Here is a 24,697-nt window from a genome sequence, read left to right as displayed (position 1 = left end):
TTTATATAGTGGAAATTGTTTTTTATGATTTACAAATTAACTTCCAAAAAAGATACCTACAAGAGAGTAGATAATAACTGTGGAAAATAAAATTGTCATATGGAACAGTGAGAAAATAAACAATGATTTTGCCCATTTCTCTGAATCCATTTTTTTATACCCATAAATACTTAAGGCCAACCATAAAATGCTTAATAGAAGCGATACTAACATAAGGCCGATACTTAATGATCCTAAAAGAATACTTATGATAATTAAAATAACTAAATACACATTTGTTTGTATATATGTTCTTTTAACTCCCTTCACTACTGGAAGCATTGGAACGTTCGCAGCCTCATACTCTTTATGTTTACGAATCGCTATTGCATAGAAATGAGGCATTTGCCAAATAATCATAATAATAAAAAGACCGATAATAGCTGGATGTGTCACATCCGGATATATAGCAGCCCAACCGATAAGCGGCGGCATTGCTCCTGAAACACTTCCGATTTCTGTGTTGTAAATGGTTCTTCTTTTGCTCCACATTGTATATGGTACAACATATAAAAATAAACCTATAAACCCTAGTATTGCTGCTAAATATGTCGTTAGCGCAAGGAATACTAAACCAAAAATCGTCATAAATATTCCAAGCCATAGTGCTGTCTTCGGGCTTATATCTCCCGTTACAGTTGGTCTATTTTTTGTTCTCTCCATAATAGAGTCAATATCACGATCATATAAATTATTAAATGCCCCCGCTGCTCCTATTATTAAGATTGAACCTATAAAAGCAAATAGAATCTCTGGTATTTTTTCAAACGGGCTTATTTTATATTTATATAAAGCGAGTGTCAATCCAGCAAACATTGGCACCAAATTGGATTTAATAATTCCAGTTTTAATAGTTTGAGCCAAAATTTCCGGTCGTTGTCTTTGGGCATTTGTTACTTCTTTTTTCCTTCCCATAATATCTTTTCTCCCTTCCATTAAATTATCTTACTACAATAGAACAAATGATTCCTACTTTTTTATCCACTATTTTAGGGCAGTGAAATCTCCATCTAAAAAGTTAAGTACATGAAAGAAAGGCGATGAGAAATAATTGCCCGTTAATATGTGATAAAGAGTATGAATCTTCTCGGTCACTTCATTTTTTCTGCTATGTATCGTTCACAAATTATATACGAATTCGAACTTATATACCACTCGGTATATTAATACCTCATGATATAATTGTCAAGAGAGGGGGGATATTATGAGCCGCCAAAGATTAACCCAAGAACAACGAAAACATGAAACACGAAAGTTACTTTTAGAATCCGCTTTTGAAACATTTGCTAAATTAGGCTTCCATGGAGCTTCTGTTGATAAGATTGCAGAACATGCTGGATTTAGTAAAGGAGCCGTTTATGCTCATTTTCATACGAAAGAAGAACTATTTCTAGCAATTGTAGAAAGACAAATGCATCTATATGTGCAAGATATTTGTATCATGATAGAAAAAGAGCAATCATTAGCAAGCTTTATCGAGAAAATGGACCAATATTCCCATTCTCTTAGACAGAAAACAAAAACATGGAACATGCTTACTATGGAATTTCTTCTATATGCAATGCGTGAGGAATCAGTGCGAGATAAATGGGCAAGATTGATTGCTGATGCGGTAGAACAAATTTCTAAGTCTATTGAAAATTTCATACAAAACGCAGACTATCAAGCTACTTTATCAGCAAAAGAAATAGCGTGGACTATCCTTTCATTAGAAAACGGTATATCTATATTTTATAATATCAGCCAGCAGCATATTCCGATGAACCTATATAAAAAGGCTCTACAAAACATGTTGCTATCCTTCGACACAAACATGTAAAAATTTCTTTCATTACATAATGAAAAGCACATTTTATATCCCATTAAAATGTGCTTTTTTATCACCTTCCCCTCGCTTCCCTACTGATTTAAATCGGGCATATAACTGTCCTGTTTACTGTAACTACTCAATCAGTGCGATACAAAACAGTAAGATAAATAAGATCATGTGCTGATATTCCTAAAAAATTTAGATACGGAATATGATTAATCCTAAATACTATAAAAGCATGTACAATACTTCAAACAGTTCCCGCGTCTTACTCCATATCTAATTTAAAATATGTTATCAAGAGTCCAATTACAGACAACAGCATAGAAACGATTCCTAAATCAATACCGATCACATAAGAAAAACACCTATATAATAACTGTCAATCACTAATTTATACTCGTTTTATGATTATAAAAAAGGATAGCGGTTCTATGATTGAACCAACTATCCTTTACATACTTTCTATTTAAAACAAATGAATGTTTTCCTTCTTACAAGCTTCCCGCATTTCATCAGGCCATACAGAAGATTGAACTTCACCGATATGTGCTTTACGTAAGAAATACATGCACATTCTTGATTGTCCAATGCCACCACCAATTGTTAATGGTAGTACATCTTCTAAAATTCCTTTATGGAAATCGTAATCGCGTTTGAAGTCTTCTCCAGCTTTCGTTAGCTGTTCGTCAAGTGATTGACTATCCACACGAATTCCCATTGAAGATAATTCAAATGAAGATTGAAGTACGGGATGCCAGAATAAAATATCACCATTTAATTTCCAGTCATCATAGTCAGCTGCACGTCCATCATGTTTTTCACCAGAGCGAAGTACATCACCAATTCCAATAATAAAGACCGCACCATATTCTTTCGCAATTGCATGTTCACGCTCTTTCGGTGTTAGCTCTGGATATTTATCTTCTAATTCTTGCGAAGTAATAAATGCAATATCTTCTGGTAAATATTTACCGAGGAATGGGTACTTTTCAAATAAATGGTCTTCTAAATCTTTAAATATTCCATAAATCGTCCGTACTGTCTCTTGCAAGTATTCCACTGTACGCCATTCTTTTTGAACAATTTTTTCCCAATCCCACTGGTCAACGTAAATGGAATGTGTTGCATCAAGCTCTTCATCACGGCGAATCGCATTCATGTTTGTATATAAACCTTCACCAGCTTCATAGCCATATTCATGTAGCGCAAATCGTTTCCACTTCGCTAGTGAATGAACAATTTCTAATTCTTCTCCTGAATGTAGCATATCAAATTCAATTGGGCGTTCTACACCGTTTAAGTGATCATTTAAACCTGATTTTTTCGTTACGAATAATGGTGCAGATACACGGAATAGTCCAAGTCGTTTTGCCAATTGATCTTCAAAGAATGTTTTAACTTCCTTGATTGCGATTTGTGTTTCTCTTACTGTCATTAATGATTGATACATGTCCATTTCCTCCTAAAATGTTTGGATGTAATGGAAAGAAACCAATCAAAAAAGCCTTTCTTCCCCAAAAAACTGGGACGAAAGGCTTTGGTTCCGCGGTACCACCCAAATTAGCAACAGAGGTTGCTCACTTATACAGTACGGAGATACAAATCTCGATACTGTTCTTCTTGTAACGGCGAAGTTCCCGGCTAAGTCTACTTTCCATAGTTGGATTTCGGTTAGCGACTCCAGGAGGTTCTTCATAATAGGTTTCGTATCAGGCTTACACCATCCCTGACTCGCTTTGACTACGTCCTACTACTACTCGTCCTTTCATAGTCTTTTTTGTTGTCACATCTCTGAAACATTTTATTAATGATTATTTTATACAAAAAACAAAGAAAGTCAATGAATTTTTAAAAATATGTTTCAATTCTTTATTTTAAGTCTTTATTGATTGTTGTTAATATGCTATCTTTACTTCTTTTGCCTCGTCAATCCGAAAAACGTTTCACTGACCGAAACGAACATATACACAGCAATTAATATAATCGTTCGAAATATAGAATCCGCAGTATTTCTTATTATTTTCATTTTCTTTGTAATTCCTTTCAATATTACTTGCAAATTCATGATATACTGTAGCATTCAAGTCGTTTTTTATTTAAAACAAACATAGTCCTTTATCAAGATTATTTTCTCAATGATTGACTATTATTAAATAATGTCTTTATATAGCGGAGTGATGATGTGAGTAAAACGAAAGCGAAACCGAAAAAAGGTGTAGGACAAGGTACAGGAAGCAAAGGATGGAACCGTTGGCAATCAAGCGCAAGAAAAAAGAAAATTGCAAAGCCATATAAAAATAAAAGTAAAGGGACTAACAAATAAATTTTGTTTTATTTCTTTACTTTGTTCAAAACAAAATAAAATTATTACAGCAAAAAAGCTATGCTTTCATCTAGGTGAAAGCATAGCTTTTTTTACATTTAAATCATAAGTATATCCCGAATTTCTTCCTCCGTAATAGAAAATAATTTCTCTTCCCCCGGTTCAATCACTTCAGCAATTAAATTTTTCTTACTCTCTTGAAGTTCATGTATCTTTTCTTCAATTGTTCCGCGGGCTACTAACTTAATCACTTGTACTGTATTTTTTTGCCCCATTCGGTACGCCCTATCCGCCGCTTGTTGCTCAACTGCTGGATTCCACCATAAATCGTATAATATTACCGTATCTGCACCAGTTAAATTGAGACCAGTACCACCAGCTTTTAAAGAAATAAGAAATAGATCTCCTTCTCCTTCATTAAACCGATTGCATAGCTCTACACGCTCTTGTGATGGTGTATTCCCGTCTAAATAAAAGTATGGAATGGCTTGACGATTTAGCTCACGACCAATAATAGAAAGCATCTTCGTAAATTGAGAAAAAATTAAAATACGCTTCCCTGTACTTCTACATTCCTCTAAAATTTCTAACAATTGTTCAAATTTAGCTGAACTCCCCTTGTAATCATCAACAAATAAAGCGGGATGACAACAAATTTGTCGCAATCTCGTTAAACCAGCTAAAATTCTAATTTTATTTTTACGTAACGTATCTTTATCTAAATGCTTTAACGTTTCTTCTCTTAACTTTGCTAAATACGCTGCATAAAGTCGCTTTTGATCTGGTAATAACTCCGATGATTGTAAGTGTTCTATTTTATCTGGCAACTCATTTAATACGTCTTCTTTTAGCCTTCTTAATACAAATGGTTTCACTCGCTTCGCTATATCTTCACGTCTTAAATCGCCGAACTCTTTTTTTCCTGGTAGTAGTTCTGGAAAAACGACATAAAAAATCGACCATAGCTCTTCTAATGAATTTTCTACAGGTGTTCCCGTTAATCCAAAACGGTACTCAGCCTGAATTGTTTTCACCGCTTTTGCAGTTTGCGTCGTATGATTTTTAAATGCCTGCGCCTCATCTAAAAATAATGTATGAAATGGCTCTGAATACAGCCTCACATCTCGTCGTAATAAAGGATACGATGTAATCACCACATCGAAATTCGTTATATTCCTTAAACTATTCTGGCGCTCTATTTGCTTCCCATCTACAATCATTGCTCGTATATGAGGAGCAAATTTTCGAATTTCATGAAGCCAGTTATACACTAACGAAGACGGTGCCACAACTAAGACAGGCAGCTTTTTTTTCCGAATTTCAGGCAAAACGGAGACAATGTACGCAATACTTTGAAGCGTTTTGCCAAGTCCCATATCATCTGCTAATATACCGCCAAAGCGATAATGTGCTAACATCTTCATCCATGCAAATCCATACTTTTGATACTCTCTAAGTACTGTCGTTATTCCCTCTGGTATAGGAAATTTAAGATTTCTAGGATTTTGAATATTTTCTATCAAATCTTGAACAGATTGGTCCATATTTAAAATGTTTCCTTCTTGAAGTGAGCTTAGCCATTTTATACTACGCACAAGCGGTACATTCACTTCTTTTCCTTGTAAAAAATCTTTTCGAATACCTGATTCTTTTACAAATTGGTTGACCTCGTTAAATTCTTTACTTTCAAGTGATAACAAGGATCCATTCGCCAATCGGTAATATTTTCGCTTCTCTTCCAGCGCTGCCAGCACTCCTTTAATTTCAGCTTCTGGAATTCCTTTTATATCAAATCGAAATGATAACCAATCTATTCGCTCTTTTCGCCGTACTCGTACAAGAGGGGCACTGCCCCCTTTTACAATCCGCAACTGAATCGCTGTCGTCGCGTAAACAGTAAGCAACTTTTTTAACCTTGGAACAACATGATATAAGAAATGATATTCCGCTTCCTCATTGTGCATAAAATAGCCGCCTTCCGTTTTCGCAAAGGCACTTTCATCCATAATCCGCAATATTTCCCGCTCTTTCTTCTCATCTCGATTTAAAACAGTCGGTTGCCCCTCTTCTAGCGGATTGATTACAACGTTCCCATATTGAAATTCAAGCCCTGCTAATAAGCGATTTTTCACTCGATCTAAAAATAGTTTTGCTTTTAAAGAAGGCATTTCAAACCTTTCTGATACTACTTCATCCATCCGAACTGTCCCAATCTTCATTAACCCTGGTACAACCTTTTGGATAAACGGCTCTATTTTATCACTTGGAATATGAAATTGATTACGTATGGACTGGTTCATCATCTTTTTTAAGGCAATAAGCCTATTACAATCCTCTACCGTTAAAGAATATAGCTTTCCTTCTAAAAGAGCATACCCATACGCACTCATCACGTCCACCTTTTGCAAGCCAGCAATTTTCAACATATAACCGCTGTTTTCTCCCTTATGAAATGCAAACGTTAAAGGTAACAATCCCCCTGAAATATGAAATCCATTGTGTACTTGCTCATCTTGTATAAAACTCACAAAAGAAGCTTTAGAAAGCAAAGTAAGCATCTCCTCCCAAGAAGCGGGCGGAATAAAAATCATACTTTCATCTTGTTCAGAATGTATTTGCAACGATTCTACGTACATTTTCTCATTTTGATAAATTTGAATAAGTCGCTGAATAATTGTATCTGTTTCTTGTTCGAAACTATGTTCTTCTGGTATGTAAGTAAAATCATTTGTACATGTAAAAGCTTCTCTTCGCTCGACCTGATGTAGAAATTCTCTAATCTTATGTATAAAGTATTGTTTCTTTAACCGTAATTGGATACCTAATACCGCTCCGCCGCTTTTCAAAGATACCGGCACACAAATGAATTCCACATCTAATACTTCACGTGTATCGAAACGATGCTGCTTACTCTTTGGACGTAGCGGCTTTTGGTCAAATAGGTGCAACATACCATTTGCCAATCGCTCATCTTCAGTATATATAGAACTTGATTTTTGATTTATCTCAAGCGATTGCTCTTGTTGAAAATGATTGATGGAGAATAATACAGCTGCAATATGCTGACAGTATAATGGGATAGACGCAAGTGAAGGACATGTACACGTTCCAACAACATTACCATGATTCGCTTTTTCTATCACAACATAAAAATCTTCCGTCCCTTTCACAGTTGCCTCATAACCATTGCTCTCAACATGATAATTTGTAATATGTACCCGATTTTCTCGATAATACGTTTCACCTTTTTTATATGCAGCTTCTCCACATAACCGTTTAATCATTGTTTTATTTACCATACATGTAATCCTTTCTTTGAAATCAAAATCCTCCGCCGACTAAAACGATATTAAAAAATATTAAACCATATATTCATTCTTCTATTCCCATTTTATATAGAACACTTACTCTTATACAACATTTTACATGCATATATACGAAAAGGGATTGCAGCTTTCACACCGCATCCCTTTTTTCTACATGAGTTTTTGAACTCCTTGAACAGCTTCATATCCAAAATACATACCAAATCCAACTAATATGATTCCTGCTGCAAGAGAAATCCATTTCATGATACGATTATTAACAAATTTTCTACCGAAGTGAATCGTCGTTGCCATAAATAAGTCCCAAATCATAATCCCGACAAATATCATAATGCTGTATAGCAAAGCTTTTTCCTTACCTACAGTACCAATCGCACTTGTTAAAACTGCACCGTAGATTCCAATCCAAAATACAATATTAAGCGGATTAGAAATTGCAATGAAAAAACCAGCGGCAAATGATTTCATCGGATGTTCTTTTTCCTCGTTTTCTATACTGTCAACCTGCTTAGAAGCATCTCTTATACTTTCATAACCGAGATACAAGAGTGTAAAAAAACCGAATACCCAAATCATTAATTTGGCAATAGATGTTGTTAAATACGTAGAGACACCAAAATAAATAAGAAACATCATCATAACATCAGCTAACATCGCACCTACCCCTACAAGCCATGCGCTTAAAAATCCGTTTTTTATTCCCTTATTTATTTGCGCAACATTGATAGGACCAACTGGTGCTGATAAAGAACCCCCAAGCAATACGTAACTAAAAAGAACGCTAATCACGGTTCCTCTCATCTCCTTTATATGTACTCCTAAACGAAATGTATATTCCATTATATCCTTTCATCGCAGAAAATTAACAATTTCCTGAATTTAAAAAGAGAAAGAATACTCACCTATCCCGTAACTCTGAAAGCAGAATTCCGTGTTGCAACTTCTCTATCGTATCCAACAGCCAACGCTGCGGAAGACATGCAGCTATTTTTTTACTGTTGTCGGCATAACTTCAATCGGAAAATAATATCCAGCGATTAAGCATGTTGGTAGAATCACTGAAGCTCTCCTTTATACGAAAGCTTTGACCCCTTCTATCACAAGTCCAATTACAAAGCCACATACAGCACCATTGACACGAATCCATTGCAAATCTTTCCCTACATTTTTCTCAATCATTGTAATAAGTGTTTGATCATCTAATTTGTCTAAGTTCTCTTGCACAAGTTGTCCAATTTTTGAATGATTGTTTTCCACAAGTTTCACAATTTGCTTTTGCAACCAATTCTCCATTTTTTGCACTACTTCTGCATCTTCTTTTATTTTATTGAGCTGCTTCATCATAAACGGCAACAAATACTGATCTGTAAATTCTTCTTTTTTAATAAAAGTTACTGCTCTTTCTTGTACTTGGTCTAATAGTTCTTTTATTTTTTCAGCTGCATTCCAGTTCGCAATCCACGTTTCTTTCCATTTTTGTAACTCCTGTAATACTGCTTCATTTTCTTTTACTTGAACGAACTCCTCACGCATTTTCATTATGATAAGCTGTCTCGTACGATTATGAGGATTTTGCAAACTATGAATGTTACTTATGACAAATTTCTGCAATATATTTCCGATTTTTTCTTCATCGACAATGTTCAGAAATGACTTTAATGTGAACTGCAAAAAGCCATCTACTTTTATATTTTCCATCGCTTTCATCCCTAAGCTTCCAAGCTGATACCGCGCTTCATCTTGCGCGGTCCATTCCTTTGCTTTCGCTAACATATAATCAAGCGCCTTCTCATCATATTCTTGCCTTACGAGTTGATCCATTAAAATTTGCAGTATATTTCCTGTATCGATTGTATGCAAGTATGTTTTTAATTCTTTTTCTACAATAACAGCAAGTTTTTCTGTATTCATTTGCCGAATCGCTTTTTCAATAATCGTAACAAATCCTTTTTTGACCGTTTCTGATTGCAGTTCTCTTTCTGCAATTTGTAGTACCATTTGTGTTAACTGCAACTCTTTCAGTTTGCTTGTAATACTTTCCTTTGTCAGCCAATCATTTTCTAATGTTGTAACAAGACCTTTTGTCATACGTTTGCGATTTTTCGGTAAAAGCGCTGTATGCGGAATAGGAAGTCCCATCGGATGACGAAATAAAGCGGTAACCGCAAACCAGTCAGCGAGTCCCCCTACTAACCCTGCTTCAAAACCACCTTGCATAATTTCTCCTGCTACTACATGTTGAAACGGAATAGTAGCAACAAATCCAATTCCCATCACACCAAGAGAAATTCCTGCTATATATTTTGATTGTAATGACATTGTACACACACCCTCTTTATGTAAACTGAAAAATTTGTTCCATCATTATCTGTAAAAGTCCATATATATACTATAAAGAACCTCTTTAAAAATAACAAAGAAAATCCCACTGAATAAAGTTTCACTTTATTGATAGCAGGATTGTTCTCTTTACATATCGAAGCTTTTATATAACAAAATCATGAGGAGGCTTCATAAGTGAGATTAACAGTAATTGGTGGCGGTGATTTACAAAATGGAAATCACCTTCCTATTAACGAAAGGCTTGTAGAACTAACGTATAAACAGTCTCCAAACGTATTATTCATTCCAACAGCGAGTCATGACGATGAAAATTATATTGAATCATTTTTCAATGTCTTTGGAAAACAATTAAACTGTGAGATTCATGTTTTACGCACATTAAATAGGACACCGAGCAAAAAGGAACAGGACGCTCTCATTCATGCTGCAGATCTCATTTATCTTGGCGGCGGAAACTACATCCATATGATGGAATGTTGGAAAACATATGAAATAGATAAAAGTTTACAGCTTGCATTACAAAAGGAAACATTAATTGCAGGAGTTAGCGCTGGCGCTATGTGTTGGTTTACTTCTAGCATTCGTTCAAATGAGGAACGAAATGATTATGCGGAAGCACTTGGATGGGGAATCATCAACAAAAGATTTTGTCCGCATTATCATCAACCAGACCGGGCCATCGCCTTTCACTCACTTTTACAACGTTATGAAGGAAATATAGAAGGTATTGCTTTAGAAGATGATTGTGCCATTTACATTACTGAAAATTCATTTGAGATTATTGGAAAACCAGAAAAAGCTTGGGAATTTTACACGAGTAATGGAGAGCTGAGTAGGCAGCATCTTGACGTTACATTAAAAAGTTATTTATAAAAATAGCAATACCCCTCCATACAGGGTATTGCTATTTTCTAACTCACAAGTCGTGTAATTCGTTTTTTCTTCCATACAAATCGATAATAGCCATATTGTAAAAGCAAGCTCACAATAAAGGCAGCTGGATAGCCAATCCATATTCCTTCTATGCCAAGGTCAGTATGGTACGATAATACATAGGCAACAGGAACCTCTACAAGCCAAATCGATACGACACCGATAATCGTCGGCCAAAGTACTGTTCCACTTGCACGCATAGTAGCACCAATAATTTGCGCATGTCCAAAAATTAAATAGCTCCATAACGTAATCATTACTAAGCTATGCGCAATATCAATTGTACTTGAGCTTGTTAAAAATAGCGATAAAATTTCTCTTGCGAATAAGTAAATAAGAGCAATTAAGACGCCCCCAATGACATAATTCATAATAATACCAGCTCGAACGACTTTTTGTAATCGTCCAAACTGATTCGCACCAATTGATTGTGCAGCAAAGATGGAAACAGTAATTCCAAGACTAACTGCTGGCATTTGTACATAGCTTGCTACTTGATTCACAACTCCGTATGCCGCAGTTGCATCCGAACCAAAGCGATTGACAAATGCAATAACCGCAATCTCAGATAAAGAAACTAAAATCATATTAATACTTGCTGGAATACCAAGACGCAGCAATAATTTGAGCAGCTCCCAATCCATGCGAAGGTATTTTCGTACCGTCTTATCTAACTGTAATGGATGGTTTTTCTTCTTTAAGTACATAAGCATTACAACAAACGTGATGATCGTTGAAATAACAGACGCATAAGCTGCCCCATACACATCAAGCTTCGGAAGTCCGAGCCAGCCAAATACTAAAACCGGTAATAAAATCGTGTTTAAAGCTGTACTGACAATTAAGAAATAAAATGGCGTTTTTGAATCCCCTGTTCCGCGCATAAACGTTGTATAAGCAAAATATAAAAATAAAACTGGCATCGAAATAAATAAAATCCGTGCATAATGCACACTCGTATCAATAATATTGGCTGGCGTACCCATAAAGCGCATAATATCCATTGCAAATATACTTCCAACAATCGCTAAAATAACCCCTATAATAAATGTAAACGTTAATGTTGTCCCAACAATTGCTTTTAAACGCTCTTCATTTTTAGCCCCATACGCTTGACCAATTAAAATGGAACTACCAGATCCAATTCCAATTACAAATGAAACAAGTAAGAAAAAGAGTGGAAAGAACGCTGAAATAGCGGCTAAATCATGTTCACCAAGCCAGCGTCCTACAACTACCATACCAAATAATTGTCCAACTGATTGTAAAACATTACTTAACAGTAGAGGAACTAAAAACATGGACATCGATTTCCATATTGGTTTTTCCTTCATGTCTTGATTTTGTGATTCTACACTTTCTTTCATGTTCTCTACAGATGATTTCAATATTCATTTCTCCTTTATTTTAGGATTGCTCGGTTATATCCGCACTCTCCAAATGGTTGTAATTGTTCCAACCATTTTTCTTCTAGTTTTTTCAATTCTTCTTTCGGGTGAAAAGATTCTGTTTCTTTCTTTTGCAACACCTCTAATCCTTCAAACTTAAAGTCTTCTTCACCATATTGTTTTCATTCCTCTTGTAGTACCCGATTTATATGTGAACCTACATTTAGCTCAAAGCATCTTCCATTCATCATCTTTACATTCATTGTACTTTCTACACATATCTTTTGATTTTTTGTATCGGTAATTAAGTAAATGCCTGCTTCCACCTCTATCTCTTTGTATAGTTGTTTTTAATTCTGCTCTTTTATTCATTTTCCTCTTTCCTTTCTTATTATAACTTCACCCAATATTGGCTTCCATCATCAGTCCGATCAAGAAAACCATATTCGATTAAATACCTTCTTAACGTTACAAAATCGGAATATACACCTTTCAAAATTTCATTCACTTCTTTTTCGGTATACTTTTTGTTACGATTAAATTTCTTTATTAAATGACGCAATATAATTAATTTCCTTTTTTGTTTTTTTGGAAATTTAGCAAGCGGACCATCTAATCCTTCCGTAAAATGCATTTTTAATATTTCATCATTTTCTTCTTCGGTAATATTGTAACGATCGTCCACCATCGTAGCAGTTCTATGAATGGGTACAAATTTAGATGGCACGTTTTCCTTTTCTTCAGACAGTTCCATTAACGCTAAAAACACTCTTGCTTGCTTCATTTTCTCACGCAATGTAAAGCGATGATTACGAATCGTCGATGTACTTCCCCCATCCAGCTCTTTCACAATTTCTTTATCGCTATATCCCATATAAAAAAATTGAACCATCTTCTTTTGTAAATCTGTTAAGCCTGTATACTTTTTATCAAGATGCAATAAATAATCGAACATAGATATATGCTCATTTTGAATGTGTACTTGTACAAACTTTTCCGATTCATATAAAACTTGCTGTTCCTGGTAAATAACTCCTTTTCTAAAGGACTCTCCACACGCTAAACAAATATAGGTTTCTGTTTCTTCCTCAAACACATATCCTTTCTTTAATTCTTCAATCGAAGCATCCCAAAATTTCTCTGAAATATCACTCATACCAAACAATCCTCCGCATGGTTTACTTTAAGTATAAACAAATCATAATATCGTTTATTATTTCCTTTTCATCTTAACATAACAAAAACAAACATTTCAATGTTTCGTTTATTTATTTTATAAACATCTATAAAATATATCTACACATAATTAACATTGATAAAGAGAAGTCATTCTTTTAATAATCCCATACTTCGAATTTTTGCAAACAAAAAAGACGCTTTCTTTAAAATAGGAAGCATCTTTTCGTTCTTTATGATTACCATTATCATCTTGCGTTTTGCATAACTGTTTTTTTCTTCACACTGTTTACTAAAATTTGGCTCATTTTAATCATATCCTTTTTCCGATTTCTCTGACTCCATTCGTCTTGAAATTGATAGGTGCATCCACTAATTATAAGCATACAACTATATATAAAACAGATCTTTATTATTTTTTCACTACTCATTTCTATCACCCTCAATACAGAAAGCTAATAACCAAATCACAAAAGAAGTATATATCGTTTTTCTTAACTTAAATAGTTTACATGAACCTTAAGTTAAGAAATATGCAATTATGCATATTTTAATTATTAATCTACACGTTATGATTTAATACTACATAGAGGTGATTGATTTGAAATTTAAAGTGAAACAAAATCCGATTCATATTATTTTATTCTCTACGATTGCAATCGCTTTCATCATTCTTTTCTTTCTAGAAGATAGTCATTCACTTCTTAATACCTTTATGCTCGGAATGACCTTATATAATATAATTTCTTTCTTTCGGTCTACTTACAAATTCACTTCTTCCTCTCTCATTATTCATTGCGGTTTTGTAAGAACAGAAATTTTGTATGAAGACATTCGCCATATAAAATACTATGGTAAACCGCTCCATTCAGAGAAATGGACAAGACAACGACTTGAATTTGCATATGGACTATTTGATACTTTAACAGCTTGTGTACCGCAAAATGAAAACGAATTTCTTTCCGAATTAAAAAGCAAATGTCCAAATGTAAAAATATTAGATAGACACGTAAATTAAAAATAAGAGCACTGTCTCACTTTTATTATAAGTAGGACAGTGCTCTTATTCGCTTCTATGATAGAATATTTCAATTTAAAATTTTTATTCTTTCGGAGCAATCATTTTCTCCGGATCAACAATTTCGTCAAATTGTTCTTCTGTTAATAATCCTGACTGTAATGCTGCTTCTTTTAAAGTTAATCCCTCTTTATGTGCGTGCTTTGCAATTTTTGCTGCATTTTCATATCCAATATGCGGATTTAATGCTGTTACAAGCATTAAAGAACGATTCACATTTTGCTTAATTACTTCTTCGTTCGCTTCAATACCAACTGCACATTTATCATTGAATGAAACCATGGCATCCGCTAATAAGTGAGCAGATTGTAAGAAATTATAGGCAATAACCGGTTTAAATACATTTAACTCAAAGTTCCCTTGGCTAGCCGCAAATCCAATTGTTGCATCATTTCCCATTACTTGTGCTGCTACCATTGTTATAGCTTCACTTTGTGTTGGGTTTACCTTACCCGGCATAATAGAGCTACCCGGTTCATTTGCTGGAATAATAATTTCGCCAAGACCACTGCGCGGACCACTTGCAAGCCAGCGCACATCGTTTGCAATCTTCATTAAATCAGCAGCTAATGCTTTTAGTGCACCATGTGCAAATACAACTTCATCATGACTTGTTAACGCATGGAACTTGTTCGGCGCAGAAACGAACTGTTTGCCTGTAAATTGGCTAATTTCTGCCGCTACCATCTCACCGAATTTAGGATGAGCATTAATCCCTGTTCCCACTGCAGTACCACCAATTGCTAACTCTTTCATATATGTATTACTCTCTGCAATCATGCGCTCCGTTTTTTCAAGCATACGATGCCATCCACTAATTTCTTGTCCTAATGTAAGCGGCGTAGCATCTTGCAAATGTGTACGACCAATTTTAATAATATGTTGAAAAGCGGTTACCTTTTCTGCTAATGTACCTTTTAACTTCGCAATAGCTGGTAATACATGCTCTTCCACTGCCATTACGCAAGCTACATGAAGAGCTGTTGGAAATGTATCATTTGAACTTTGAGACATATTTACATCGTCATTTGGATGAATATGTACATCAATCCCTTTTTCTTTCAAAATTTGATTCCCGCGATTCGCAATCACTTCATTCACATTCATATTTGATTGTGTACCACTACCTGTTTGCCATACAACAAGAGGGAAGTGTTCATTCCATTTCCCTTCCATAATTTCATCAGCTGCTTGTACAATCGCTTCTGCTTTTTCTTCAGCTAATTTTCCTAATTTTTGATTACTAATCGCAGCACTTTTCTTTAAAATAGCAAACGCCTTTACAATTTCAAGTGGCATACGCTCAGTGCCAATCGGAAAGTTCTCTTTACTACGCTGCGTTTGGGCTGCCCATAATTTGTCAGCTGGAACCTTCATTTCTCCTAATGTATCTCTTTCAATTCTATACTCCATTTTTTCATCCCCTTGAAAATAAAATATCTACATTTCTTATTTTAGCAGAATTCCAATCAAATGATAAGAATTCTCACTTCAGTACCTAAATAAAATGGAATGATTCCTTAGAATATAAAAAGTCACCTTCTGCTCTTAGCAGAAGGTGACTTTTTATTTATGATACTTGCTTTCCTTTTTCAGCATCATCTACATACCAAATAAATTTACCTGTATATCCATAAATAATTGCTAAAGCTAAAGATACGAAGCTTAGCCACATAAATGGAATGTATGATAATGTCGCTACTCCTAAAATACCGGCCATAAAAATACCATTATCAGACCACGGAACCATACCAGCTGTTAATGTTCCACCTACTTCAGAGTTACGAGCTAATACGCGGCGATCTAATTTTAATTTATCATAGTTTTCTTGCATAATTTTTGGAGTCAAAATTAACGATACGTACATCGCACAGCCAAATACATTTGCTAAGAAAGCTACAATTAATGTAGACAACGTTACATTTCCGGCAGAATTTAATTTCTTCTCAAATTTCGATACGATTACTTTTAAAACACCTAGTTTTTCAAGTAAGCCGCCAAATCCTAATCCAAAAATAATAACAGCTACTGAACCGAGCATACCGTTAATACCACCACGGTTTAATAACTTATCAATAAATTCAATCCCTGACTGAATTGAGAATCCATTATATGCTGTTCCAATTGCCTCCCCAAAGTGCATACCTTGAAAAAGCGTAGCCCAAATCGCTCCAAGAAGTGCTCCCATTGCAATTGTTGGCATAGATGGGCGCTTCATTGCCAATAGCATAATAACAATAAACGCTGGAACAAGCATCCATATGTTAATATCAAACTGCTTCAATAAAGCTCCTTTTAAAAACTCTACTTTGTTTAAATCAACATGATCTCCACCATACATCCAGCCAGCAATTGTAAACATAATTCCTGTAATGATATAAGCTGGGACGTCTAGTACAAGCATCGCTCGAACGTGTGCAATTACATCTACTTTTGCCATAGAAGCAGCAAGTACTGTACTATCTGAAAGTGGGGATAGTTTATCACCAAAATAAGCACCCGACAGCACTGCCCCAGCCACTAATGGAAGTGGCAATCCAAGCCCTTCTCCAATTGCCATCATCGCGATACCAGCTGTTCCAACTGTTCCCCATGATGTTCCTGTTGCAATCGAAGTAATGGAACAGATGATTAACGTTGCTAATAAGAATATACTCGGGTGAATAAACTCTAATCCATAATAGATTAATGTTGGCACAATGCCACCAGCAATCCATGTCCCAATGAGTGCCCCTACTGCAACTAAAATAAGAACGGCTTCTAATCCATTAGCAATTCCCTTTATAATTGCATCTTGTAATTCTTGATAACGAAATCCTAATCTGAGTCCTAGCGCAATCACTAAAAACCATGAAATAAATAGCGCTAATTGAATAGGGAGATTAAAAATCGTTTGAAAAGAAAAGACGACAGCAAGAAACAGTAATAACAAAATGATGATTTCTGGAATCGTCGGTAATCTTACACTTTTCATTTGCTTCTCTCCTTACAAGTCGATAACATGATGTGTGTCGTCTTACTTGTATACGATATACAGTTAGCAAAGACAAACTAAAATTTTCACATTATTTCGATTTATTCTTTTAATATAATATATATGACCCTCTCTATTGTAAAAGTAGATTGTCCTTTTCGCAATGAAAATTATAAAAAATCTTATATTTTTATTTATAATTTCCAAAAATGCATATGAAACCTTTATAACTATAAATGAGAACAAGCTAGGTCCCTAGGAGAGGAACCAGCTTGTTCTCATTTTTCTTTTTTCGGCTTATTGATTACATTTCCCCATATTATAATTACAATTGTGCTGATGACAACAAATGCCGCATAGCCAATTCCAGCATTGTCACCAATTGTTTCTAAGCCAAATGGTAATAAGATTGTGACAATGCCGATTGTATAAGAAAAAAAACCTGATATTTTTGCAAGTTTTTCCTTATCTCCTACAAACGTTTCTTCTTGATATCCTGCTAGAAGAAATAATCTCTTTTTTATGTGAATTTGGTATCCTAACATGATGATGAACATACCTAACAAAAAACAAATGATAAAACCACCGATCATCAAATCTCCCCCTCCAATCATTTACCATCTCTCCATCTATTATCTAATTTATTTTTTCGAAAATTCCATTTATTTTTATTATTATTCGTGATATATTGCATATTGTATTACATATTTCACTGCATTTCCTCTAGAAAGGAGGCTTTTATTATGAATTCAGCTAGGTTAAAAGGAATTATAATGGTGATTATAGGAGCCAGTTTATGGGGATTATCTGGGACTGCTGCACAACAGCTTTTCCAACAAGAACGTGTATCTGCCGAATGGCTTGTAACAATTCGTCTACTTATATCAGGCTTTCTATTGCTCTTATTTGCATCATTTCGTAGTAAAAAACATGAAATATTCGGGATTTGGAAACAAAAAAGTGATGCGAATAAAATGATTTTATTCGGATTACTAGGTATGCTAGCTGTACAATATACTTATTTTGCATCTATTCGTGAAGGAAACGCTGCAATTGCAACATTATTACAATATTTAGCACCTATTTTCATCACTGTATACTTAATCTTCAAATGGAAGATTCGCCCGAAAATCATTGACTTTATTTCCATTACACTTTCTTTAATCGGAACATTCTTTTTATTAACAAATGGTTCTATTCATACCCTTTCTGTTTCTGCTCCTGCTATCATTTGGGGTATTTTATCAGGATTATCATTAGCATTTTATAGTTTATATTCAAAAGAGTTATTAGATAGATGGTCTTCAGCAGTTATTGTGGGATGGGGAATGATCATCGGGGGGATTGGTGTAACCATGTTACACTTCTTTTCTACAAATGAATTTATCTTACTATCTAGCATGAAATATCTCCACATTCAAAACTTACTTTTGATCGCATTCGTTATCATCTTTGGTACACTTATTGCATTTTATTTATATTTAGACAGCATACGATACTTAACTCCAAAAGAAACAACATTATTTGGTTGCACAGAACCTCTTGCAGCAATTCTTTCAAGTGTTCTTATTTTGCATGTTCCCTTTCAATCATTTCAACTACTAGGCGCAATTTGCGTGATCGTAATGGTACTTTTATTGAGCCAAAAACCTGATGAAGGGAAACCAAAATTACGGCTTGTTCAAACAAAAAAGAAAATAGGAAGTAAATAGCGAAAGGAGTTCTTCTTCATTATGCCTATTCCTCAAAATTATCAAAAACAAGAAAGATTATCCGCTAAATCACTCGTTTTAAATCAATTACAAGACTGGATTATTGAAGGGGTCTTACAACCTGATGAAAAGATTCATGATGGAGAGCTGGCTAAAGCTTTAGGAGTAAGTCGAACACCTGTTAGGGAAGCACTTCAAGTATTAGAAATTTCAGGACTAGTCGAGATGGTACCGGGACAAAAAACAAAAATTGCACCAATAAAATTAGAAGACGTACCTATCATGTATGAAACAATCGCTGGGCTTCATACAATCGCTGGAAAACAAGCTATGAAGCATATCAATGAGACTGATATTGTAGAGCTTTCGCAAATCAATTCTACATTTCAAACAGCATTGCTTGAGAAAAATACAAAAAAAACGTTACAATTAGATGTAGCATTTCATAATAAAATAGTAGCAATATCAAAAAATACATATATCGAACCTTTCTTAGCCAACCTTCACCTTCATGTATTACGCCTTGAATATATATTTTTTCAAGCTCTTACTCCAGCAAAGCAATCGATTGAAGAGCATCATTTCATGATTAAAGCTTTACAAGAGAAAGATGAAGAGAAATTAGAGAAAATGATCACACAAAACTGGTTACGCCCAATGAAAGAAATTCAAAACATCATTTCTACAAAATAACGAAGAGCCGTTTATGCTGCATCCAACATAAACGGCTCTTCTGACTTATTCTATATCTATATAACTATGCCTGAATTTCAGCGTATTTCTTAATGTTCTTGTATTCTTTTTCTAGTTCCTCTAATGAAAGCTCATATAATTGGCGATTGAGAATTTTAAATACCCCTGCCCCAATTAACTGATCAATCAATTGCTTTTTTCGATTTTCAATAGCAAAACGGAGTTGACTACACACTTTTAAAAAAACTCCTTTCTACAATGATTATAGATGATAATCTTTATCAATTATCGATTTGACTATAAAAGGTGAAACTTTATAAGTAAAATAATTTCATGAAATATTTACCTTCCAAACTGTTTGTGGCCACATTATATATATGTATGTTGCAAGGCAAATGTTATGACACTTTTTCGCATCTTTTTTCTTTCATACTTTGCAAATTGTCTTCGAATCATTGAATGCTGTATATTGACTTCTTCTTTTCACATATTTGTTCCTTACGTTCATAGCACTTATTCTTATCGTAATGTATCTGTTACACCCTTCCTATACCCTCTTCGTCATTTTCATGCTCGATTCCTTTTTCTCAAAAAAACAAGACTACTTCCCTTTCTTTCTCATATTGTTTAATAATGTACAACTAAAAAAGGAGGCGTTTCATTTGAAGCGATTATTTCTTTGTATGGAGCGTGAAATTATTGTTGCTGAAGAGAAAGATGGGGACTTCCAAATTCAATGCCACTTACAACATATGCAACCCACTTGTATCGCAGTTGACCCATTCCAACCGAATCGTATTTACTGCGGTACTTTTGGACGAGGATTATGGGTAAGCGATAATAAAGGAGATTCTTGGAGACCGATTGGCGATGCCTATCGCTATTTTGATTTTCCGAAAGAAGATGGAATTCTTCATTCTGCTATTACTTCTATTACTATAAGCTCCGCAAAACAAAAGAACGGTTACGGCACTATTTATGTTGGAACAGAACCTAGTGCGTTATTCTGTTCAGAAAATGGAGGAGAAACGTGGACAGAACTAAAAACGATGAAATCATTATTATCTTCCTATACATGGGCTTTTCCACCTCGTCCCTTTACGCATCATGTACGATGGATTACAATAGACCCCCATAATGAAAATACAATACATGTATCTATCGAAGCTGGCGCCGTTATTCAAAGTAATGATCATGGACAGACATGGAGCGATAAAAAATTCGGTGCTCCAATCGACGCCCATCAGTTACTCATGCACGATGATGCCCCTAACCGCCTATATGCATCATGTGGTGATGGATTTATGAACGGACCTGAACGAGCATATCTCGAAAGTTACGATAATGGTAATACTTGGATTTCATGCAGTGAAGGGTTAGAACATCATTATTTATATAGTATGGCAATTGACCCAGCTGATTGTGATACAATCCTTGTTTCTGCCGCACCAAGTGCCGACTTAGCTCACCACCGTATTCCTTATGAATCCTATATATACCGAAAAACGAAGGATACCTCATTTGAACAAGTACATAAAGGCTTACCACCTGCAATCGGCACAGTCATTTCCATGCTTGCTACGAATCCAGCAGAACCTCATACGTTTTATGCTTTAAATAATAATGGCGTCTTTCAATCTATAGATAGCGGAAAAACATGGGAGCAATTAAACATTCCATGGAAAGAAGAATATAAGACGCAGCACCCTCACGCCCTATTCGTAACTACCTTTTAAAAAGAAGGGACTAGCCTGCTAATCAAGGCCAGTCCCTTCTTCTTTTATTAGCTCTAAATTCATGTAAATGATTTAAATAATGAATCGTTTCTTCTTTTCCTAATGCCACATGATTTGCGAGCATCGTATCTCCTACTATTTTATGATATAAATCAAAATAGACATGATTGATCACGTGATTATCTTTTATATTCTTCAGCCCTTCAATGAAGGGGATCATATGGTTCACAACATCAAATTCACAAGCTACATTTTGTACATAATGTATTTCTGGAACGTATTGTATACTTTTATAAAATTCTATTACATTTATTCTTTCTCGATATTTTTCTATAATTTCTTCTTCAGATAAACCAGAATAACTATGACGAAATACATTTTGTACTGGTCCTGAAATCCATTTTGTTAAGCAGGTTTGCGGATTATTAACAAGAGCCACTGTATCCTTAAGAAACCCAGCTAACATGAAAGACATAAATCCACCGCCTGAACTACCAAAAAACAGCACATTTTTATGAAGTACCTTTGTTTTTTCGATTAACTTTGTAAGAATGGTTGCAATATCTTTTAAATAATATCGTTCTTTTGTTCCTTGCCCCCACCCTAGCAAAATATTACCTAAATATAAAGTAGGATCATTATAATAAATAACAGTATCATGTAAATCATTGATCCAAGAATGCCGTTGAAAAATCGGTGGCCCAATTGGATTCTCATGATATCCTCCCGCTCCAGATCCTAAAACGATCATCCTAGAAGAGTTTGACTTCACTCTAATTAAAAATTCATATTTCACCCCATTCCACATGACGGACAACATAAACGGTTCATCATATATAAGATGAAATGAATCTAAATTCTCATATTGAATGTGTATATTCTTATATTGATCAATCAAATAACCAACAACCCCCTTTTCATATTCTGCCTTCGATAACGAGAAAGTTCATCATCATAAAACGAGCCACCTACTCCCACTCTAAAACTTAGGCGAGAGTCTTACTGTCCTAAAATAACGGGATAAAATTGATATCTTTTTTATAATCTATACAGATTGTAAAGTTTAGACAAAATAAAAACATACTATATGTAATGCATCTTATGCCATTTTTGTTTGGACACTCCTATGCAATCTTGTATATTACACAACATGATTACTTTTCTACTAAAAATTTCTGAGAATATTTTCTCAAGTCTACAATTTATTTCATCTCGTATACTATTTATAAAGTTAGATTTTATCTAGCTATACATTTCATTTTATTAATCTATCACTATTTTATAATTAGGAGATGAGACATATGTGTGGAATTACAGGTTGGGTCGATTGGAGAGAAGACCTTTCAAATCAACAGCATATTTTGCAGGCTATGGCAAACCGTATTAAACACCGTGGCCCAGATGCAGAAGGCTTTTGGCTATCCCCGCGAGCAGCATTCGCACATCGTCGTTTAATTGTCATTGATCCTAAAGGTGGAGCGCAGCCAAAAACATATAAGGCTGGTGATGATACATTTGCCATCACATATAATGGTGAAATTTATAATTTTCGAGAACTAAGAGAAATCTTACAAAAGAATGGGCACACATTTGAAACATGTTCAGATACAGAAGTATTGCTCCATGCTTATTTGGAATGGAAAGAAGACTGCGTGCAACATTTAAATGGTATTTTTGCTTTCGCAATATGGGATGATCAAAAACAGCAACTCTTTTTAGCGCGAGATCATTTAGGTGTCAAACCACTTTTTTATACAGAGCGCAACGATAGTATTATTTTCGGCTCAGAAATTAAAGCATTACTTGCTCACCCGTCCGTGTCTGCTGAAATTGACGAAAGTGGTATTAATGAAATATTTGGGCTCGGGTCATTTCGAACTCCAGGATGCGGTGTGTTGAAACATATAAAAGAAGTGCGCGCCGGACATTATATCACATTTACAGAAGATAAAAAGGCAGTAAAAAGATATTGGACTTTAACAAGTAAAGAACATACAGATACTCCAGAAGAAACAGCCTCACATATTCTTTCCATTCTACAAGACACTGTAAAACGACAACTCATTGCTGATGTACCTCTCGTTTGTATGTTATCTGGCGGCTTAGATTCTAGTGGTATTACTGCTCTAGCAGGAAAGGAATTTGCAAAGGAAAATAAAACACTTCATACGTATTCCATCGACTTTGTAAACAGCGCCAAAGATTTTGAATTAACTTTTTCTCGCACTGGTCTAGATGCCCCGTGGGTAAAACGGGTATCTGAACATGTCGGAACAACTCATCACGATATTATTGTCAATGCAGAAGAATTAGCAAATCATTTATTCGTACCACTTTATGCAAAAGATTTACCGGGTGCCGGCGAGATAGAAACTTCACTATATTTACTATTTCAGGAAATGAAAAAAGACGCTACTGTTGCTCTTTCTGGCGAATCAGCTGACGAAGTATTTGGCGGATATCCTTGGTTTCATCAAGAAGAACTATTATATGTAGATCAGTTCCCTTGGCTCACCAACTGGAAAAACTCTTCCTTCCTCTTACAAAATGAAGTAAAAAAACAATCCAATCTTGATCATTATATTCATAATCGATTCCAAGAGGCCATTCAGGAAGTTCCGATCCTCCCTGATGAAAATAAAAAAGAAGCAAAACAACGCCAAATGTTTTATTTATTCTTAACAAGATTTTTACCGTTTTTACTGGACCGAAAAGATCGCATGAGCATGGCGGTTGGCTTTGAAGTGCGCGTACCATTTTGTGATTATCGACTCGTAGAATATTTATGGAACGTACCTTTTGAAGTAAAACGGATTGATCATATTGAAAAAGGCATTTTACGTCGGGCATTACAAAGCGTTCTACCAGATGACGTTCGCAACCGAAGAAAGAGCGCTTATCCAACTTCACAAGATCCGAATTACTTGCAAGCCATTCGCAATTTAACGCTTGATATGTGTAGCAATAAAAACAATCCAATCTTCTCACTTATCGATCATTCCGCATTGCTTGCAATTGCAAATCAAACGAATCAAGAAATCAATGATTTGGATGCGAGAAGTACAATGGAATATATGCTACAAACGAACGAATGGTTAAAAAGCTATCATATTCGCATTCGGTAAACAAAAAAAGAGCTCAGATTTTTACATACTCTGAGCTC

20 protein-coding genes, 2 pseudogenes and 1 other annotated feature are annotated in these 24,697 nt (G+C 35.0%); of the genes and pseudogenes, 8 read left to right on the top strand and 14 right to left on the bottom strand.

All coding sequences use genetic code 11. The features are described from left to right. Positions 1 to 36: 36 nt before the first annotated feature. Positions 37 to 954: a heme o synthase gene (cyoE, locus tag MR059_RS02005; RefSeq protein WP_012093921.1), complete on the bottom strand. Its 918-nt coding sequence runs from the start codon at positions 952 to 954 to the stop codon at positions 37 to 39. 289 nt (positions 955 to 1,243) lie between these two features. Here cyoE and MR059_RS02000 point away from each other — a divergent pair, with 289 nt between their 5' ends. Continuing rightward, complete coding sequence (locus MR059_RS02000) at positions 1,244 to 1,858, top strand: TetR/AcrR family transcriptional regulator (RefSeq protein ID WP_087094786.1); 615 nt, start codon at positions 1,244 to 1,246, stop codon at positions 1,856 to 1,858. A gap of 460 nt (positions 1,859 to 2,318) precedes the next feature. Here the strand turns inward: MR059_RS02000 and asnA are convergent, their stop codons facing one another. Beyond that, complete coding sequence (gene asnA, locus MR059_RS01995) at positions 2,319 to 3,302, bottom strand: aspartate--ammonia ligase (protein WP_012093919.1); 984 nt, start codon at positions 3,300 to 3,302, stop codon at positions 2,319 to 2,321. Between the two features lie 70 nt (positions 3,303 to 3,372). Next, positions 3,373 to 3,630: a binding site (T-box leader), on the bottom strand. Positions 3,631 to 4,034: 404 nt separating this feature from the next. Here asnA and MR059_RS01990 point away from each other — a divergent pair. Next, positions 4,035 to 4,175, top strand: coding sequence for a DUF3934 domain-containing protein (locus MR059_RS01990; RefSeq protein WP_012093917.1), 141 nt, complete (start codon positions 4,035 to 4,037; stop codon positions 4,173 to 4,175). Positions 4,176 to 4,273: 98 nt separating this feature from the next. Here MR059_RS01990 and MR059_RS01985 read toward each other — a convergent pair whose 3' ends face one another. The 4 genes and pseudogenes from MR059_RS01985 to MR059_RS01970 form a co-directional block, all read right to left on the bottom strand. After that, on the bottom strand, positions 4,274 to 7,474 hold the full coding sequence (locus MR059_RS01985) for a DEAD/DEAH box helicase (protein ID WP_277927644.1): 3,201 nt from the start codon (positions 7,472 to 7,474) through the stop codon (positions 4,274 to 4,276). Between the two features lie 177 nt (positions 7,475 to 7,651). After that, on the bottom strand, positions 7,652 to 8,341 hold the full coding sequence (locus tag MR059_RS01980; protein WP_012093915.1) for a LysE family transporter: 690 nt from the start codon (positions 8,339 to 8,341) through the stop codon (positions 7,652 to 7,654). Positions 8,342 to 8,411: 70 nt separating this feature from the next. Then, positions 8,412 to 8,560, bottom strand: a pseudogene (locus tag MR059_RS01975) (ABC transporter permease); the annotation flags it as partial. Between the two features lie 12 nt (positions 8,561 to 8,572). Beyond that, on the bottom strand, positions 8,573 to 9,820 hold the full coding sequence (locus MR059_RS01970; RefSeq protein ID WP_012093914.1) for a DUF445 domain-containing protein: 1,248 nt from the start codon (positions 9,818 to 9,820) through the stop codon (positions 8,573 to 8,575). A 198-nt stretch (positions 9,821 to 10,018) separates the two neighbouring features. On the opposite strand from MR059_RS01970, the gene MR059_RS01965 reads away from it, so the two are divergent. Next, positions 10,019 to 10,717, top strand: a complete 699-nt coding sequence (locus MR059_RS01965; RefSeq protein WP_012093913.1) for a peptidase E — start codon at positions 10,019 to 10,021, stop codon at positions 10,715 to 10,717. Positions 10,718 to 10,755: 38 nt separating this feature from the next. Here MR059_RS01965 and MR059_RS01960 read toward each other — a convergent pair whose 3' ends face one another. The 3 genes and pseudogenes from MR059_RS01960 to MR059_RS01950 form a co-directional block, all read right to left on the bottom strand. Next, positions 10,756 to 12,144, bottom strand: a complete 1,389-nt coding sequence (locus tag MR059_RS01960) for an MATE family efflux transporter (protein WP_200902085.1) — start codon at positions 12,142 to 12,144, stop codon at positions 10,756 to 10,758. Between the two features lie 35 nt (positions 12,145 to 12,179). Next, positions 12,180 to 12,537: pseudogene (locus MR059_RS22145) on the bottom strand (GIY-YIG nuclease family protein). Between the two features lie 19 nt (positions 12,538 to 12,556). Continuing rightward, positions 12,557 to 13,321 carry a DUF2087 domain-containing protein gene (locus MR059_RS01950; RefSeq protein ID WP_012093911.1) on the bottom strand — a complete coding sequence of 255 codons (765 nt, stop codon included), beginning with the start codon at positions 13,319 to 13,321 and terminating at the stop codon, positions 12,557 to 12,559. 621 nt (positions 13,322 to 13,942) lie between these two features. On the opposite strand from MR059_RS01950, the gene MR059_RS01945 reads away from it, so the two are divergent. Beyond that, positions 13,943 to 14,359 (top strand): PH domain-containing protein, encoded by a 417-nt coding sequence (locus MR059_RS01945; RefSeq protein ID WP_012093910.1) that lies wholly within the window; start codon positions 13,943 to 13,945, stop codon positions 14,357 to 14,359. Positions 14,360 to 14,443: 84 nt separating this feature from the next. On the opposite strand, the gene fumC is transcribed toward MR059_RS01945, so the two are convergent. The 3 genes from fumC to MR059_RS01930 form a co-directional block, all read right to left on the bottom strand. Beyond that, entirely contained in the window at positions 14,444 to 15,832 is a 1,389-nt protein-coding gene (gene fumC / locus MR059_RS01940; protein WP_012093909.1) for a class II fumarate hydratase, read from the bottom strand. Positions 15,833 to 15,989: 157 nt separating this feature from the next. Beyond that, a complete protein-coding gene (nhaC, locus tag MR059_RS01935; RefSeq protein WP_012093908.1) occupies positions 15,990 to 17,393 on the bottom strand; it encodes a Na+/H+ antiporter NhaC in 1,404 nt (467 codons plus the stop codon). Between the two features lie 278 nt (positions 17,394 to 17,671). Next, positions 17,672 to 17,986, bottom strand: a complete 315-nt coding sequence (locus MR059_RS01930) for a DUF3784 domain-containing protein (protein ID WP_041810317.1) — start codon at positions 17,984 to 17,986, stop codon at positions 17,672 to 17,674. Positions 17,987 to 18,136: 150 nt separating this feature from the next. On the opposite strand from MR059_RS01930, the gene MR059_RS01925 reads away from it, so the two are divergent. Both MR059_RS01925 and MR059_RS01920 read left to right on the top strand, forming a co-directional pair. Beyond that, on the top strand, positions 18,137 to 19,105 hold the full coding sequence (locus MR059_RS01925) for a DMT family transporter (RefSeq protein WP_012093906.1): 969 nt from the start codon (positions 18,137 to 18,139) through the stop codon (positions 19,103 to 19,105). A gap of 21 nt (positions 19,106 to 19,126) precedes the next feature. Beyond that, positions 19,127 to 19,798, top strand: a complete 672-nt coding sequence (locus MR059_RS01920; RefSeq protein ID WP_012093905.1) for a GntR family transcriptional regulator — start codon at positions 19,127 to 19,129, stop codon at positions 19,796 to 19,798. Positions 19,799 to 19,862: 64 nt separating this feature from the next. On the opposite strand, the gene fbpA is transcribed toward MR059_RS01920, so the two are convergent. After that, entirely contained in the window at positions 19,863 to 20,033 is a 171-nt protein-coding gene (fbpA, locus tag MR059_RS01915; protein ID WP_048722750.1) for a Fur-regulated basic protein FbpA, read from the bottom strand. A gap of 427 nt (positions 20,034 to 20,460) precedes the next feature. Between fbpA and MR059_RS01910 the strand changes: the two genes are divergently transcribed. Next, positions 20,461 to 21,534, top strand: a complete 1,074-nt coding sequence (locus MR059_RS01910) for a WD40/YVTN/BNR-like repeat-containing protein (RefSeq protein WP_242161452.1) — start codon at positions 20,461 to 20,463, stop codon at positions 21,532 to 21,534. Between the two features lie 22 nt (positions 21,535 to 21,556). On the opposite strand, the gene MR059_RS01905 is transcribed toward MR059_RS01910, so the two are convergent. Next, positions 21,557 to 22,432 (bottom strand): hypothetical protein, encoded by an 876-nt coding sequence (locus MR059_RS01905; protein ID WP_012093902.1) that lies wholly within the window; start codon positions 22,430 to 22,432, stop codon positions 21,557 to 21,559. 403 nt (positions 22,433 to 22,835) lie between these two features. Here MR059_RS01905 and asnB point away from each other — a divergent pair, with 403 nt between their 5' ends. Then, positions 22,836 to 24,659 (top strand): asparagine synthase (glutamine-hydrolyzing), encoded by a 1,824-nt coding sequence (gene asnB / locus MR059_RS01900; protein ID WP_012093901.1) that lies wholly within the window; start codon positions 22,836 to 22,838, stop codon positions 24,657 to 24,659. Positions 24,660 to 24,697 lie beyond the last annotated feature (38 nt).

Origin of the sequence: Bacillus cereus group sp. BfR-BA-01522, assembly GCF_022662635.1 — a bacterium.
In the GTDB taxonomy this organism is placed as follows: Bacteria; Bacillota; Bacilli; order Bacillales; family Bacillaceae_G; genus Bacillus_A; species Bacillus_A cytotoxicus.
The sequence above is the reverse complement of the archived record's forward strand: the minus strand, read 5'-3'. Positions and strand labels throughout refer to the sequence as shown.